Annotated in this window: 11 protein-coding genes, 1 other RNA gene and 1 pseudogene; 4 read left to right on the forward strand and 9 right to left on the reverse strand. The window is 67.9% G+C overall.

Going from position 1 to position 15,034, the window contains the following annotated elements:
• Window positions 1–57 precede the first annotated feature (57 nt).
• Window positions 58–1,389: an MFS transporter gene (locus tag ACEE23_RS05530; protein ID WP_368518989.1), complete on the forward strand. Its 1,332-nt coding sequence runs from the start codon at window positions 58–60 to the stop codon at window positions 1,387–1,389.
• Window positions 1,390–1,927: 538 nt separating this feature from the next.
• Here ACEE23_RS05530 and ACEE23_RS05535 read toward each other — a convergent pair.
• The 6 genes and pseudogenes from ACEE23_RS05535 to ACEE23_RS05560 form a co-directional block, all read right to left on the reverse strand.
• Window positions 1,928–2,161: pseudogene (locus tag ACEE23_RS05535) on the reverse strand (AAA family ATPase); the annotation flags it as partial.
• 18 nt (window positions 2,162–2,179) lie between these two features.
• Entirely contained in the window at window positions 2,180–2,449 is a 270-nt protein-coding gene (locus ACEE23_RS05540; RefSeq protein ID WP_368518987.1) for a hypothetical protein, read from the reverse strand.
• 103 nt (window positions 2,450–2,552) lie between these two features.
• A complete protein-coding gene (locus tag ACEE23_RS05545; RefSeq protein ID WP_368518986.1) occupies window positions 2,553–3,074 on the reverse strand; it encodes a hypothetical protein in 522 nt (173 codons plus the stop codon).
• A gap of 74 nt (window positions 3,075–3,148) precedes the next feature.
• Window positions 3,149–3,472 carry a hypothetical protein gene (locus ACEE23_RS05550; RefSeq protein ID WP_368518985.1) on the reverse strand — a complete coding sequence of 108 codons (324 nt, stop codon included), beginning with the start codon at window positions 3,470–3,472 and terminating at the stop codon, window positions 3,149–3,151.
• Between the two features lie 208 nt (window positions 3,473–3,680).
• The gene (locus tag ACEE23_RS05555) at window positions 3,681–6,863 is read right to left on the reverse strand and encodes a bifunctional [glutamine synthetase] adenylyltransferase/[glutamine synthetase]-adenylyl-L-tyrosine phosphorylase (protein WP_368518984.1); all 3,183 of its coding nucleotides are present in this window, start codon (window positions 6,861–6,863) and stop codon (window positions 3,681–3,683) included.
• Between the two features lie 35 nt (window positions 6,864–6,898).
• Window positions 6,899–8,236, reverse strand: a complete 1,338-nt coding sequence (locus ACEE23_RS05560; protein ID WP_368518983.1) for a glutamine synthetase family protein — start codon at window positions 8,234–8,236, stop codon at window positions 6,899–6,901.
• Between the two features lie 220 nt (window positions 8,237–8,456).
• On the opposite strand from ACEE23_RS05560, the gene ACEE23_RS05565 reads away from it, so the two are divergent.
• The gene (locus ACEE23_RS05565) at window positions 8,457–9,494 is read left to right on the forward strand and encodes a DUF2786 domain-containing protein (protein WP_368518982.1); all 1,038 of its coding nucleotides are present in this window, start codon (window positions 8,457–8,459) and stop codon (window positions 9,492–9,494) included.
• Window positions 9,495–9,642: 148 nt separating this feature from the next.
• A complete protein-coding gene (locus ACEE23_RS05570; protein WP_448871375.1) occupies window positions 9,643–11,409 on the forward strand; it encodes a CYTH and CHAD domain-containing protein in 1,767 nt (588 codons plus the stop codon).
• 1 nt (window position 11,410) lies between these two features.
• Here ACEE23_RS05570 and ACEE23_RS05575 read toward each other — a convergent pair whose 3' ends face one another.
• On the reverse strand, window positions 11,411–11,623 hold the full coding sequence (locus ACEE23_RS05575; protein WP_368518980.1) for a hypothetical protein: 213 nt from the start codon (window positions 11,621–11,623) through the stop codon (window positions 11,411–11,413).
• A 196-nt stretch (window positions 11,624–11,819) separates the two neighbouring features.
• Between ACEE23_RS05575 and ACEE23_RS05580 the strand changes: the two genes are divergently transcribed.
• Complete coding sequence (locus ACEE23_RS05580) at window positions 11,820–13,091, forward strand: galactokinase family protein (protein WP_368518979.1); 1,272 nt, start codon at window positions 11,820–11,822, stop codon at window positions 13,089–13,091.
• Between the two features lie 22 nt (window positions 13,092–13,113).
• Here the strand turns inward: ACEE23_RS05580 and ACEE23_RS05585 are convergent, their stop codons facing one another.
• Together ACEE23_RS05585 and rnpB are read right to left on the reverse strand one after the other, a co-directional pair.
• Window positions 13,114–14,526: an RNB domain-containing ribonuclease gene (locus ACEE23_RS05585; protein ID WP_368521571.1), complete on the reverse strand. Its 1,413-nt coding sequence runs from the start codon at window positions 14,524–14,526 to the stop codon at window positions 13,114–13,116.
• A 73-nt stretch (window positions 14,527–14,599) separates the two neighbouring features.
• An RNA gene (gene rnpB, locus ACEE23_RS05590) (RNase P RNA component class A) lies at window positions 14,600–15,017 on the reverse strand.
• Window positions 15,018–15,034 lie beyond the last annotated feature (17 nt).

Below are 15,034 nucleotides of genomic sequence, written 5' to 3' on the forward strand. Positions count from 1 at the left end.
GCCGTGCCCGTCGGTCCCCAGTCGACAAAAATTCGCGCGGTAGTAAACTAAGCGGCCATGTCGACTCCTGAGAATCACCGCCCCAACCCGCGGGAAGTCATCACCACCAAGGCGCTGTATGTCTGGGTGGCCGCGGTGTTGGTCTACATCGTGGCGATTACCGGGCGCACCTCCTTCGGCGTGGCCGGCGTCGACGCCATCGAGCGCTTCGGGGTCGACGCCTCCCGGATCGCGGTGTTCACCTCCGTCCAGGTCGGCGTCTACGCCCTGGCCCAGATCCCCACTGGCATTGCCATCGACCGCTTCGGGCCGCGCAACATGCTGGTCGTCGGCGCGGTGGTGATGGGGATCGGCCAAGTCATCCTGGGCTTTACCACTAATTACTGGGTGGCCATCGGCGCCCGCGTGCTCATCGGCGGCGGGGACGCGACCGCGTTCCTGTCGGTCATGCGCATTTTGCCCTACTGGTTCCCGCTGCACCGCACGCCGATGCTCACGCAGGTCACCGGTTCCCTGGGCCAGCTGGGCCAGTTCCTCTCCGCGGTACCTTTCCTCTGGTTGCTGGGGGCCACCGGCTGGACGGCGGCGTTTGTCAGCCTGGGCGCGGTGGGCATTATCATCGCGCTGGCCGCGGCCGTCGCGGTGGCCGACTCCCCGGAGAAGGCCGGCGTCTACGAGGAAAAGGTCGTCGAGGTCCAGCCCAACTCCCAGGCGCTGTCCATCCCCCAGCGCCTGAAATCCGTGGTGACCTCCCCGGTGGCCTGGCAGGCGTTTTTCATCCACTACTCCAACATGTTCTTCCAGATCGTCGTGGTGATGATGTGGGGCGTGCCCCTGATGACGCTCGGCATGGGCCTGTCGGAGGCCTCCGCCGGCCTGGTGCTGACCATCAACTCCGTCTTCCTCGTGCTCATCGGCCCGCTGCACGGCAAGATCTCCGCGCGCACGGGCAACGCCCGCGACCTGATCGCCGTCGGCTTTTCCACCCTCCACGTGCTGTTCTGGGCGTGGTTCTTTTCCACTTCGGAACCGCGCGGCTTGGCCGCGGCCCTAGGCTTCGCCTTCATCATCGCCCTCTGCTGCCCGTCCGCGAACTACGGCTTCGACCTAGTCCGCGAGCACCTGGGCCGCGACGTGGTGGCCACCGCCACCGGCCTGGGCAATATGGGCGGCTTCATCGCCGGCATGCTGGGCGCGCAGTCCTTCGCCTTCCTGCTGGACTCCCATTCCCAGGGCGCGGCCTACGAGTGGGGCGATTTCCGCTACGCCGCCTGGGCCATTCTGGCGGTGTGGTCCGTCGGCGTCACTGGCATCCTGTTTACCCGCTGGCTCCGCCGCGGCGAAGACGAGCCCGGCCCGCGCATCCGCATCACCCGCCTGCCGGAATAACCGCTTCCGGGTCTTTTCAGCTGTCCTCTTCGTCTAGCTCCGGGCGGGTCAAAAATTCCGCGACCGCTTCCGGTTCCGCGATGAATTCCTGGGTGGCCCGGTACGCGTCGGTCTCACGGTAGGCCACGTCCTGCAGGCCGAAGTCGTCGAACTGGAAGATCTGCGCCCCGGGCACGCCCAGCAGGATGGGTGAATGCGTGGCGATGAGGAACTGGGCGCCGCGCTGGACAGCCTGGTCGATCTCGGCGAGCAGCGCCATCTGGTGGATGACCGACAGGCCCGCCTCCGGCTCGTCCATGAGGTAGAGCCCGCGGCCGTCGACGTATTCGCCGAGGATATCGAAGACAGATTCGCCGTGGGATCGCTTCATCAGGTCCACGCCCCGGCTGAGGTTGTTGCGCCTGGCGGCCCGCTCGGACTCGTCGCGCAGCAGGTCAAAATGGGTCTCGTTGCGCAGGTAGTACCCGCGCAGCACCGCCTCATCGAAGCGCAGGGCCAGCCAGTGGGACAGCTCCGACTCCGTGTTGGTCCCCTTGACCCCCTCGGGCAGCAGCGGGCCGCCCCGCCCGCTGAAACCGGCGCTCAGGGCGATGGCCTCCAGCAGCGTGGACTTGCCGGCGCCGTTTTCGCCGGCGAAGAACGTCACCGGGCTGCGAAAGTCAATTTTGCCGAACTCCTGCAGGTAACGGGTTATCGGCAGCTCCCACACGTAGGCGCTACTCGCGCGGTGCCGGCGCTGCTCAAAGGGCCGGAACGCCACCGTTGTCAGCATGTCGGGCCACGACCTTCCCTAGTAGAGCTCGCGCAGCCGGGCAGGCAGCGCATCGGCTATCCGTTCAACCAGCCCAGTCTCGGCGCTGCCAGGGGGCAAGGCGCTGGCCGGGTGCAGCCCTACCCTACTGGTAAACGGCAGGTACGTCTCGGCTGCTCCGGCCCCGGCCACCACGAAATCGTTGACCGTGGCCGCCATGGCCACGCCGCCTAAAATCGGCACTCCCAGTGCGATTGCCAGCATCCCGAGGGTCTGCCAGCGCCGGCGGGCGGTGTAAGAACAGGACATAAACGTTACCTTTCCGTTATCTTCTAAGGGAAAGAATAAGCGTCGCGTCTGTGTGGGCGGTGGCCGGTTCCTGCCATCTCGCTGCCGGTTGCCCGGCCCCGCGCTACTGGTCGTCGTTGCTGGCCACCAGCGGGCCGGACTGCCCCTCGATGAGCCCCTCGTCGAAGGCCTTGAGCACTGCCTCAGCCTCGTCCTCGCTCAGGCGGCCCTCACTGACGGCGGTGTCCATGACCGCCTCGAGCTCCTCGCGGGATTGCTCCCGGCTATCGCCCGCCTCGAAGGCCTGCTTGGGCATGGCGGCCTCCGGGATACCCAGTGCCTCGGCCAGCTCGACCAGGCGGTAGCCCGGGCGCGGCTCTTCCTCTTCCTCGTCCGGGGCGGTGGTCTCCGGCCCGGTGGCCAGGGAGGCGGCGTCGCCGACCGTGCGGCCTTGGTGCGTGGTGTTCAGCGGCCACATAAACCAGACCGCCACCAGCGCGAAGATCAGGGCCAGGACGGCCACGGCCCCGGCGACGACCCACTGCTGACGATGCCCGTCCGCCGGCCCGCGCACCGCCTGCGCGGTCCCCGCCGGCTGCTCCGCCGGGGTGTGGTGCGAAGGCGAGGTGGGTTCTGTGCCTGCCATGCTGGCCCCTTGCCTGAACTAATAGAGAATCGAATGAACAAATACTAGTGCTGAACTCTCGGGAATTCTAGCGCCTAGAAGTGCCCGAAGCTATCACCGCGGCGCGGCGGCTCCTGCCGGCCGCTCAAGATATCGATCACGCTGCGGATGGCCTGCTCGCCCACCGGGCCGAAGTTGGGCTTGCGCTCGTCGACGCCGCGGCCGTCTTCGTCGACCACCTGGTGCGGCGCCTCGGGACGGTTGTGCCCGGCAGGTCCCTCGATGCTGATGATGAGCTTGTCGTCTTCTACCTTCAGCTCCGTATCCGCGCCCGCGCCAGCCGCGCGCGCCGAGTCCATAAATCCGCTTAAGTCGCGAAAGGTAGCCGCCGAAAGATCCAAAGAAATCCGCAGTGCCATTATTTTTCTCCTCTACTCTAGGTCCGCTGGTGGTGGGTTTAGTTCGCGTTGGTGCCGCGTCCGCGGTGGGGCCGTATATGGGGCCAGCCACCGTGGACGGCACCTCCCGGTCTAGGAAGACTAACTCGGCTTGCCTAGGCAAAAGCCGACTTTGCCAGCAAAATCAGGGCGAAATCCGGGCGACCCCCTAAGGGGAGGCCGCCGCCTGCTAATCGTGCTCGAAGGATTCGGCCTCGCCCCAGAAGACCTCGTCGACCACGCGGCGGGCGTGCCGGGTCAGCTTTAGGTAGGCCTCCAGGAATTCCTGGTTGTCCTCGGGCGCCCAGCCGGCCGCGCCGGCCACCTGGGCCAGCTGCGGGCCCGGCTGCGGGAGCTGGTCCACGCGCTTGCCGCGGACCAAGACCAGGGCGTTGCGGGCATCGGTAGCCATCAGCCACGCCTCCCTCAGGCTGGCCACCTGCTCGGCGTCAAGCACCTCGCACTCCTCCAGCGCGTCGAGTCCCCGCAGCGTCGACGGGTCGTGGAGCTGGGCGAACTCGTGCGCGTGCATCATGGTCAGCAGCTGGACCGTCCACTCGATATCGGTCAGCGCGCCGCGGCCCAGCTTGGTGTGGGTGTTGCGGTCCGCCCCGCGCGGCAGGCGCTCGTTGTCCACGCGGGCCTTCATCCGCCGGATAGCGCGGATGGTGGACTGGCTCACGCCCTCACTGGGGTACCGGAAGCGGTCGATGACCTCCAGGAATTTCTCCCCGACGTCCTTGTCGCCGGCCACGAAGGCCGCGCGCAGCAGCGCCTGCATCTCCCAGGGCTCGCCCCACTGGTCGTAATAGCGCTCGTAGGAGGCGATGGTGCGCACCACCGCCCCGGACCGGCCCTCCGGGCGCAGGCCCAGGTCGACCTCCAGGGGCGGATCGCCCGAGGGCTTGGACAGGCGGCGCCGCATCTTGTCCACGATCCCGATTGCCCACTTGATGGCGGCGGTCTCGTCCGCGCCCGGCGCGGGCTCGGCCACTATCATCACGTCCGCGTCCGAGCCGAAGCCCAGCTCCATGCCGCCCAGCCGGCCCATGCCGATAACGGCGATTCGCGCCGGCGGGCTCACCGGCTGCGCGGCCGGCGCAGCGTCGGCATCGTCAGCGTTTTCAGTGTTCTCAGTGCCGGCGGGTGCCTCGGCGGTTTCGGCTGCCGCTTCCTCCTGAGCGCGCAGCCAGGCGCGGATCTCGGCGCGCAGGGCGGCTTCCAGCACCGCGTCCCAGACCAGGGACAGGTCCCGGCAGACCTGCTCGACCGGCATAAATCCCAGCAGGTCCGCGGCGGCGATGCGGGCGAGCTCCACCCGCCGCAGCGAACGCGCCACGGCCACCGCCTTGTCCGGGTCGGCGTGCCGCTTGGTGGAGTTGACCAGCGCCTTGAAGGCCTGCTCCGGCTGGGCGTCCATGAGCTTCGGCCCGGCGGCGCCGTCGGAGAGCAACTTGACGGTATCCGGCGCGGCGATGATGAGATCCGCGGTGTACGGCGAGGTGCCCAGGATCTTCATCAGCCGCTGGCCGACGATGCCCTCGTCCCGCAGCATCCGCAAAAACCAGGTGCGGTCAAAGGCCGCCTCCGACAGCTTGCGGTAGTTGAGCAGGCCCATGTCCGGATCGGCGGTGCCAGACAGCCACTCCATCAGCGTCGGCAGCAAAATCGCCTGGATCTTGGCCTTGCGGGAGCTGCCCGCCGCCAGCGAGGTCAGGTGCTCGAAGGCGCGGTCCGGGTAGTTATAGCCCAGGGCGGCCAGCTGCAGCTTCGCGGCCTCCGGCGACAATTTAAGCTCCGCGGAGCTCATGGAGACCACCGAGTGCAGCAGCGGGCGGTAGAACAGGCGCGAATGCAGCTGCGAAATCCGGTGGCGGATGGTGCGCAGCGTCGCCGCCATCATCTGGGCGGCAGAACGCTGGCCCGTGGGCGTGAACCCGGAGATCTTGGCCAGCCACTTCCACGCGTCCGCGTCATCGTTGGGTGGCATGGTGTGGGTGCGGCGGAAACGCTCCAGCTGCAGGCGGTGCTCGAGCAGCCGCAGGAATTCATAGGCCTCGATGAGCTGGTTGCCGTCCTCGCGGCCGACGTAGCCGGCGCTGACCAGGGCGGCCAAGGCGTCGACGGTAGACAGCACGCGCAGGCTCTCGTCGGAGCGGCCGTGGACCAGCTGGAGCAGCTGGATGGCAAACTCCACGTCCCGCAGGCCGCCCGCACCCAGCTTAAGCTCCCGGGTGCGCAGGTCCTCGGGCACGTTGTCGAGCACCCGGCGACGCATGGCCTGCACGTCTTCCACGAAGGACTCGCGCTGGGAGGCCGACCAGACCATCGGCCCGATTTTGTCCAGGTAGTCCTGGCCCAACGGCAGGTAGCCGGTCTGGGGGCGGGCCTTGAGCAGCGCCTGGAACTCCCAGGTGTGCGCCCAGCGCTGGTAGTACTTCACGTGCGAGTCCAGCGTGCGCACCAGGGCCCCGGACTTGCCCTCCGGGCGGAGGTTGGCGTCCACCTCGAAGAAGCACTTGGTGCCAATCTGGATGAACTTCGAGGCCACCCGCGTCGCCTTGCCCAGCCGGGCGTCGTCTTCCTCGCTCAAGGGCTCGGCCACGAAGATGACGTCGACGTCGGAGATGTAGTTGAGCTCCCCGGCCCCGCACTTGCCCATCGCGATGACGGCCAGCTGGCTATCGAGCGGGTCCTCGCCATAGACCGTCGCCGTGGCCACCGCCAGCGCCGCGGTCAACCCCGCGTCCGCCAGCGCCGTGGTCAGCCGGGTAACCGTGGAGTATTCGATGCGCGGCTGCGGGCTCGACTGCCCCTTGCGCGAATAGAACGTGCCCGCCAGGTCGTGGCTGGCCACGCGCATCATCAGCGTCCGGTAGGTCGACTTCAGCGCCCGCGTGGCGTCCTGGCCCGTCGTGCCCGCAACGTAGCTGCCCGGGGTGGTCAGCTGCGCACTCGCCGTGTCCGGCCGGTCGAGTTCGGCGGCGAACTGCGCGGGGCGGGCATCGACCGCGCCCAGAAGCTGCGCGAGCATCTCGTCTGGCTCCGGCAAAGGCTCGGCCAGCTGGCGCCACAGCTCCGGCTCGGCGGCCAGGTGATCGCCCAGCGCCGTCGATGCCCCCAGAAGCGCCAGCAGCCGCACCCGCAGCGCCTCGTTGGTGCGCATCTGCTGATCCAGCTCGCGGCCGGAATCATCCAGGCCCTGGTAGAGGCGCATCACCGTGTTGAGCGCCAGATCCGGGTCCCCGGCCGCGGCCAGGCACCAGAGCAGCTCGGTGGATTCGGCGTTGTTCCAGCCCAGCCACTCCAGGTCGGCGGCCGCGCTCTCCCGGGTCAGCCCCAGGGTGGCCGGGGAAGGTACCGTCGCGCGCACAGTCAATTGCCCCTTTCGCTTGGGTCGGTAAAGGCTTAGTAGTTCAGGTTGTGGCGCAGCTCGAAGGAGGTGATCTGGCGCTGGTAGGCGTGCCACTCATCCCACTTCGAGCGCAGGAAGAACTCGAAGACGTGCTCGCCCATGACCTCGGCCATGAAGTCGGACTTTTCCAGGTGGCGCAGCGCCTGGTCCAGCGACATGGGCAGGTCCTTATATCCCATCGCCCGGCGCTCCCGGCGGGTGAGCTGGTGCACGTCGTCCTCGGCCGGATCTCCCATCTCGTAGCCCTCCCGGATGCCCTTGAGCCCGGCGGCCAGCAGCACGGCGTAGCCCAGGTAGGGGTTCATCGCGGAATCCACCGAGCGGATCTCCACCCGGCGCGACTCCTCCTTGGTCAGCCGGTAGGTCGGCACGCGGACCAGCGCGGAGCGGTTGGACACGCCCCAGGTCGCCGAGCCCGGGGCCTCCGAGCCGAACATCAGGCGCTTATAGGAGTTGACCCACTGGTTGGTCACCGCGGACATCTCGTTGGCGTGCTCCAGGATGCCGGCGATGAACTGCTTGGCCGTCGTCGACAGCGAAAACTCATCATCCGGGTCGTGGAAGGCGTTGGACTCGCCCTCAAACAGGGACAGGTGGGTGTGCATGCCGGAGCCGGAGTATTCCTCGAAGGGCTTAGGCATGAAGGTGCCGCGCACGCCCAGGTCGGCGGCGACCTTCTTGATGACGTAGCGGAAGGTCATGATGGAATCCGCCATGGTGATAACGTCCGCGTGCCGCAGGTCGATCTCCTGCTGGCCCGGCGCGGTCTCATGGTGGCTAAACTCCGTGGCGATGCCGAGTTCCTCCAGGTAGAGCATGGCCTGGCGGCGGAAGCGCGGGGCGGCGTCCTGGGTGGCCTGGTCGAAATAGCCGCCGTTGTCGGTGGGCAGCAGGTCTTCTGCCTCGGGGCGCTGCTGCAGCAGGTAAAACTCGATTTCCGGCGAGGCCATGCAGGTAAAGCCCTCGTTGGCCGCCGCGGTGACCTGCCGGCGCAGGATGTGGCGCGGGTCCACCATCGACGGCTGCCCATCGGGCTGGGCGATGTCGCAGAACATCCGCGCGGACTGCAGCTCCGGCTCGTCGCGGTCGAAGGGCATGATCTGGAACGTCGACGGGTCCGGCAGCGCGATCGTGTCCGATTCGGAGATGCGCGAAAAACCTTCCACGGAGGATCCGTCGAAGCCCACGCCCTCCTCGAAGGCGGATTCCAGCTCGGACGGGCTCATCACCACGGACTTGAGCGCGCCCAGGATATCGGTGAACCACAGGCGGATAAACCGGATGTCCCGCTCTTCGACGGTACGCAGCACGAATTCATGTTGGCTGTTCATGGATTCCACCTTAGTAGGCCGGCCCGGCCGTAGTGGGCTTTGTCGCGGACCAGTCCGGTGGGCCATTGCAGGGTGGTCACATTGCCCGCCTGCGGTCAGTAAGCGGGGGTAGCAAGCAGGGGAAGCTGCCGCCGATGCCCCACGCCCGGCGTGGTCGGATAAGGCCACCACAGCACCCAACGCACTCACTACCGTTTAGACGAAAGGAACCTTTAGCCCCATGCGTTTTAGCTACCACCGCCGCCTTGAGCAATTAGCCGATTTCCTCATCCTTGTCGCCCGCGCCGGCTGGCGGCCGGAGGACCTCATCCACATCTGTGGGCCCTATACCCACCAGATGGTCTTTTACGCCGCCGCCCGTATCCCGGCGCACGTAGCCAGCCCGGCGCTCCGGCACGCCTGGTTGACCATCGGGCCGCCGACCGATCCCACCGTCCCGGATGAGGCCATCGACCAACTCTTTGAGGATTTCAAGTCCCTGCCCAGCCTGCCCGACTGGGAGCTTCTGGATCCTTCTCAGGCCGCCGAGGCCGCCATGACGTCGGCGCAGCGCAAGGCCGCCGGCAAGGTGGAGGCCCTGCTGCGCAAGGCCGAGTCCACCGAGTTTTTGGACGAGGCCGAAACCCTCATCGCCAAGGCGCAGCAACTGCGCCAGGAATACCGCCTGGCGGAGGCCTCCGCCGGCGCCGACCAGGCCACCGCCTGTATTGCCCACCGCGTGCACCTGCACGCGCCCTGGGTGGCTTACCAGGCCGTGCTGCTCAGCGTTATCGCCGCGGCGAACTCGGTGACCGCCTTGCTGGTGGACAAGCGCGGCCTGGCCGTGCTGGTGGGCGCTCCCGACGACTGCGCACACACCGCGGACCTGTTTGCCAACCTCAACCGCCAGTGCGACTGGCACATGCGCAACGGCGCGGACGCCGAAATGGCCAAGTACTTCAGCCAGACCGCCTCCTACCGCCGCAGCTTCCGACTGTCCTATGCCGCGCGCATCTCCGAGCTCCTCGAGGAGGCCAACCGCGCCGGTGCGGCCAGCGCCGACGGGGACGCGGACGGCGACGGCCTCCTGCCCGTCCTGGCTGAGCGCATGGCCGCGGCTCAGGAGGCCCTCGAGCAGGTCTACCCGCACACCAACCAGTCGAGCCTGTCGATGAACAACCCGCTGGGAGCCGGCGCCGGGGCCAGCGCCGCGGAGCGCTCCCACCTGGGCGGCGACTCCTCCGGTCTGGCGCCCCACCAGCGTGCGCTGAGCGCCTAACCCCATCGTGGGGCCAGAGGCGGGCCCACCGGCTGCCGACGCTTTCCGGATTCCGCGCCGGCGGGTGATGGCCCCGGCACGCATAAATATTCAGCCGGGTATGATCGCAGCTAATAGGCACAGCAGTCTTTACAAGGAAAGGGCACCCATGGCAACCAGCAGTTTCCTCGAGATCGAGGCGAAGTTCGCAGTCGCGGAATCCACCCCCACCCCGGATCTGACGCGCTTGGCCCACGTCGCCGGGTATGGGGAATCCACCGAACAGTCCCTATCCGCCATCTACTACGACACCGAAGACCTGCGGCTGACCCGCAACAAGATCACCCTGCGGCGCCGCACCGGCGGCAAGGACGACGGCTGGCACATCAAGCTGCCCGGCTCGACCGGCCGCACCGAGGTCCGCGCCGAGCTCGGTGAGCCCGTCGACGGCGAATACCGCGTCCCGGCAGAACTGCTCAGCCATGTCCGCGCCATCGTGCGCAACCACCCGGTCTCCCCCATCGCCCAGGTTGATAACAACCGGACCGAGACCCTGCTGCTGGGCGACGACGGCCGCCCGGTCGCCGAGTTCTGCGACGACCACGTCACCGCCTGGAGTTTCCTGCCCAGCGGCCAGCAGTCCACCTGGCGCGAATGGGAGCTGGAGCTGGCCGCAGAAACCGCCGGCACCGACCGCGGCAGCGAGATCATCCGCTCTGCTACTTCCCTGCTCATCGGCGCCGGGGCCCGGGTGTCCGCCTCCCCGTCGAAGCTGTCGTCCGCCCTCGGCCGCTCCAAGGACCAGGCCCCGCTTCCCCCGGCCCTGCGCACCCCGGACGTGGAGGAAGATTCCCCGGCGGCGGCCGTCGTCGAGGCCCTGCAGGCCAACCGCGACAAGCTGGTCGAATACGACCCGAAGGTCCGCGCCGACGAGTGGGATTCCGTCCACCAGATGCGCGTGGCCACCCGCGAGCTGCGCAGCCACCTGCAGACCTTCCACGGGATCGTGGCCGGCCCGGAGATCGAAAAGATCGAGGCCAACCTCAAGGAACTGGCCGCCATGTTGGGCGTTGCCCGCGACGCCGAGGTCGTCGAGGAACGCTGGCAGTCCCTGCTGGAGGAGGAAGACTCCAACACCCTGGACGACAACACCCGCCGGCACATCGCCCACGACATGGGCACCGCCTACCGCCGCGCCCACCGGCGCGTCATCGGCGCGCTCAACTCCGACCGCTACCTCGAGCTGCTCGATGACCTAGACCAGCTGCTGGCCCACCCGCCCGTCGTGGAGGCCCAGCCGGCAGAGACCGAGCCGCAGGCCGAAACCGCGTCGGAGACCGAGACCGAGGCAGCCCCGGCACCGGCAAGCACGACCGATGCCCCGGCTCCGGCCGACGGCGCGGAGACAGCGCCCGCAGAAGCCGCTGAGTCTGTGCCCGCCGAGGCAGAGACCGAAAAGCCGCAGCGGCCAGAACCGGCTGAGCCCGAGGACATGGAAACCGTCATGGCGCGGCACCTGGCCAAGGCCTACCGCAAGCTGGTCAAGCGCCACGAAAAGGCGATCATCAACTGGGATAATGACGAGCTCAGCCTGCACGAGCGCGAAGACTACTTCCACGACATGCGCAAGGCCGCCAAGAAGCTGCGCTACGCCGCTGAGGCCGCCGGCTCGGCGACCAAGCTCAAGACCAAGCGCCTGTACAAGGCCTGCAAGCAGATGCAGTCGGTACTGGGCGACTTCCAGGACTCGGTGACCTCCCGCGACAAGCTGCTAGAGCTCGCGCAAGCAGCCCGCAGCCGGGGTGAAGACACCTTCGGCTACGGGCTGCTGTACCAGCGCGAGCGCCAGATTGGTCTGGAGGCGCTGGAGGACTACTCCGAGTCCTTCGATCAGACTAAGTCGGCATTCAAGCCGCTGAAGAAGAAGCTGAAGTAGGTTACTTGTCCCACTGGGCGGGCTTGCCCCAGTCGTCTTCTACTTCCTCGGCTTCATCGGCCGCGGCGTTGCGCTCCGCCGCGGTCTTCAGCGCGTTGCGGGCCTCTTCCTCAGACGAGTACGGCCCCATCCGGTTGTCCCAGGAATCCTGCGGGCCCTGGGTAACCTCACCGGTGGACGGGTTGAAATACCATTGCGAATCCTGCTCGGCCATGGTCTAAGCCTCCTTGTTTGACGGGGTTTATTAAGCGATTTAGCGCGGGTTATCGCCCGCGGTATCCCACAGTACCCATCGGTTCTTGTCCGCGCCGCTAGAATGTTTCTGTTAGGACTTCTCGTGCGCCGGCGCCCAATCCCCATCGATGCGACGGCGAGCGAGTGCGACCGTGAATGAAGGAGTATCCCCCGCAATGCCATTTTGGCCCGCCCCGACCGACCACGTTGTCGATAAAGCCCGCGCCGCCCACCACCAACGCGTGGGCGTAGAAGCCGCCCACGTGGCCAGCGCGCCGGCAACCTGGTTGCTCATCGGTGAGCACGTTGACCACTACGGGGGCATCGTTGCCGCGGGGCTTTCCGATCTGCGCGCCGCGGCGGCCGTCAGCCCGCGCGAGGATTCGACCATCACCGTGACCTACCGCGTCGACGGGCCCGGCGAGCCCCAGGTGCGCGAGGAATCGACGACGCTCGACACCCTGTCCCAACTGGCCGCGGCACAGCAGCCCAGCGTCGACGAGTCCGGGCAGCCGGTCCCGCCGCCGTTCCCGACGGGGGGGCTGGCCGAGCGCTTCGGCGGCGTGGTTAGCACGATGGTCTCCCGGCAGTTGCTCTCCCGCGAGACCACCGGCGTGGACATCACCGTGGTCACGGACATCCCGACCTATTCCGGCCTGGGTGGGCTGGCGGCCGCCGATGTCGCCGTGGCCCTAGCCATGCTGGGCGGCAACGAGGATCCCCACGATGCCCCGCTGCGCGCCCGCCTGGCCGAGGTCTGCTCCCAGGCCGTCGATTCCTTCGCGGCCCTGCCGGCACTGCGCGCCCGCCACACGGCAGCCCTGCGCGGCAACGGCCGGCAGGTCTCCATCATCGACTACGCCGACGGTTCGGTGACCCAGGCCCCGCACCCGCTGGGCGACAAGCTGCACGCCTTCGTCGTCGCGGTCCCGGACTCGAGCCCGGATCCGCAGATCGGGGTGGATCTGCGCATCCGCCAGCGCTTCGTTGACAACGCCTGCCACGCCTTCGGCACGGACAGCCTGCGCCTGCTGCCGGACGCGTCCTCGCGCGTGCTGGACTGGCTGGATGCGGTCCACGAGGTGCACCCGGAACAGGACCACCCCGAGCACGCCGATGCCGCCAGCTGGCTCGGTTTCTACGCCGCCGAGACCGACCGCGCCCTGGGCATCGCGCGCTCGCTGCGGTCTCGCCGCGGCGCCGACTTGCTGCCGCTAATCCACCAGTCGCAGTCGGCCCTGGGCAGTATCTACCACCTGCCGGTGGCCGCCGAAGTCGCCGAGCTGGTCACGGCCCGCGGCGCGGTGGCAGCGCGGGCGGCCGCGGCCGGGGTGGCCAACTCGGTGATCGCCTACGTTTCCGCCGAGCGCGCGCAGAACTTCTCTCAGGATCTGGCCGACGACGGCCTGCTCGTCGTTCCGGTCAACCCCGGCGAACCCGCCGCCTAATCGGCCGTTTTAGTCGGCCGTTTTAGTCGGCCGGCCAGGCGAATTTCACCGCGCGCTCTGCCGGCTCCGCGGTAACCAGGGAAACCGAGGTTTCGCTGCCCACAGCGGGCGCGCCCACGCACTGCCCGATGACCGGCGGCTCGTTGACCAAGAGGCGGGCGGTCTCGCGCTCGGCGTTGCTGGAGAGCACCACCGCCGAAAAATTCGTGCCCACCCAGGGTTCCAGGACGGTGGCCTCGGTCAGCTGCAAGCAGGCCTTGTCCACCTGGGAGGCCAGCTGGGAACTGCGGCGCATCGATGCCACGGCCTCCTCCCCGTCCGCTTTCACCCACTCGGGGATCTCGGTGCCGGCGCAGATAGCCAGGCACACCTCCAGCCCGAAGCGATCGATGAGCCGGCGCAGGGGCGCGGTCACGTGCGCGTAATAGCCACCGATGCCCGCGTGGATCTGCCCCTCATCACGCCCCAGCAGGGCGTAGTCCGCCCCGCGCAGCAGCCGGAGACCCTCGCGCATGACCGCCATCCCGCGCGGCGAGCTGGCGTCCACCCCGCGCAGAAACTCGGAGATGCTCTGCTCCCCCAGTTCGAAGCCTAGGGCGCGGGCCTCGGCGCGGAACTCCTCCTCGGCCTCGGGGCTGGCACCTGGCAAGGTGCGCAGGAAGCCCACGCCGTGGCTGTGCATGAGTTGGCCCGCGCACATGCCCGCCATCAGGGAGATCTCGGAGTTGTAGTCCATGACCTCGTGGCGCGGCTCGATCTCCAGCTCGAAGCGCCCCTCCGCGTCTTCCACCACCCGCTGCGAAGGGATGCGCAGGGAAATCGCCTCGCGCCGCAGTGCGGAGGCCTGCCGCAGCTGGCCGACCTCCGGCAGCAGGCGAATGGCGGAGTTCATCCGCCCGTGCACCAAGTCCTCGTGGACGCCGTCGTAGTCCAGCCGCGCCCGAGAGCGAACGAGGGCGCGCTCGACGAAAAAGTCCGTGACCTCCCCGTCAGTATCCAAGTCGAAGCTAAAAAGCACCGCCGGCCGGTCCACGCCTTCCAGCAGCGAGGCGCGATCCTCGGAGAGCACGGCCGGGTGCAGGCGGGCCGGCGCATCCGGCAGGTAGATGGTCTGCCCGCGGGCCATCGACTCGGCGTGCACGGCCGCGGGTGCTTCCTCGCCGGTCCCGCCCAGCCAGGCGCCGACGTCGGCGATGGCGTAGTAGACGCGGTAGCCTCCCGCGGTCCCGCTGGTGATGTAGACGGCCTGGTCTAGGTCCTTGGATCCCGGCGGGTCGATGGTGACGAGCGGCAGGTCGCGGGCGTCCCGGCGGCTGGCGGCGAACTGATCGACCGCCGCGCGGGCCTGGTCGTTGACGTGCTCGTCGAAGTCGCGCGAGACCTGGAATTCCGCGGCGACGTTACCAAAGTCCAGCGGCGCAGCATACAGCTTCATACCGCCTCATTGTTCCACAGGCGCCCCACTCTCGCGCGCTGGTGCGAGCAACGGGAGATTAAAAAGCATGGGGCGAATGAGCCGGCCTATGAGCCGGATTCTGTCCGCGCGGGGCGGTTGCCCGTCCCCGGCGTGGTAAACATCCATCTGGGTCGACCATTGCTGGCCGCCTCAAGCAGCTACCTTCAGGCTCGGGCGAGCAGCCCTCAAACACCTGATCGGGCCTGCCTAAAAAGGCAGGCCGTGATGCCTTGCTCCCGGTGGGGTTTACCCAGCCACCCCAGTCACCTGGGGTGCTGGTGCGCTCTTAACGCACCGTTTCACCCTTACCTGGATTGCTCCAGGCGGTCTACTTTCTGTTGCACTTGCCCGCGGGTTGCCCCGGGTTGCTGTTAGCAACCACCGTGCTCTGTGGAGTCCGGACTTTCCTCGGCGCCTGCCTGCCCCCACGCGTGGGGCGGTTCATTTGCCGCGTTTACCCGGCCGACTCATTCGCGCGCTTCAGTTT

The sequence above is a fragment of the Corynebacterium sp. 32222D000AT genome (genome assembly GCF_053546955.1).

What these genes read in the sequence shown, in the direction of transcription:
- ACEE23_RS05530 (WP_368518989.1), top strand. Translation starts at nt 58, where the DNA reads ATGTCGACTCCTGAGAATCACCGCCCCAACCCGCGGGAAGTCATCACC.
- ACEE23_RS05540 (WP_368518987.1), bottom strand. Translation starts at nt 2,449, where the DNA reads ATGTCCTGTTCTTACACCGCCCGCCGGCGCTGGCAGACCCTCGGGATG.
- ACEE23_RS05545 (WP_368518986.1), bottom strand. Translation starts at nt 3,074, where the DNA reads ATGGCAGGCACAGAACCCACCTCGCCTTCGCACCACACCCCGGCGGAG.
- ACEE23_RS05550 (WP_368518985.1), bottom strand. Translation starts at nt 3,472, where the DNA reads ATGGCACTGCGGATTTCTTTGGATCTTTCGGCGGCTACCTTTCGCGAC.
- ACEE23_RS05560 (WP_368518983.1), bottom strand. Translation starts at nt 8,236, where the DNA reads ATGAACAGCCAACATGAATTCGTGCTGCGTACCGTCGAAGAGCGGGAC.
- ACEE23_RS05565 (WP_368518982.1), top strand. Translation starts at nt 8,457, where the DNA reads ATGCGTTTTAGCTACCACCGCCGCCTTGAGCAATTAGCCGATTTCCTC.
- ACEE23_RS05570 (WP_448871375.1), top strand. Translation starts at nt 9,643, where the DNA reads ATGGCAACCAGCAGTTTCCTCGAGATCGAGGCGAAGTTCGCAGTCGCG.
- ACEE23_RS05575 (WP_368518980.1), bottom strand. Translation starts at nt 11,623, where the DNA reads ATGGCCGAGCAGGATTCGCAATGGTATTTCAACCCGTCCACCGGTGAG.
- ACEE23_RS05580 (WP_368518979.1), top strand. Translation starts at nt 11,820, where the DNA reads ATGCCATTTTGGCCCGCCCCGACCGACCACGTTGTCGATAAAGCCCGC.
- ACEE23_RS05585 (WP_368521571.1), bottom strand. Translation starts at nt 14,526, where the DNA reads ATGAAGCTGTATGCTGCGCCGCTGGACTTTGGTAACGTCGCCGCGGAA.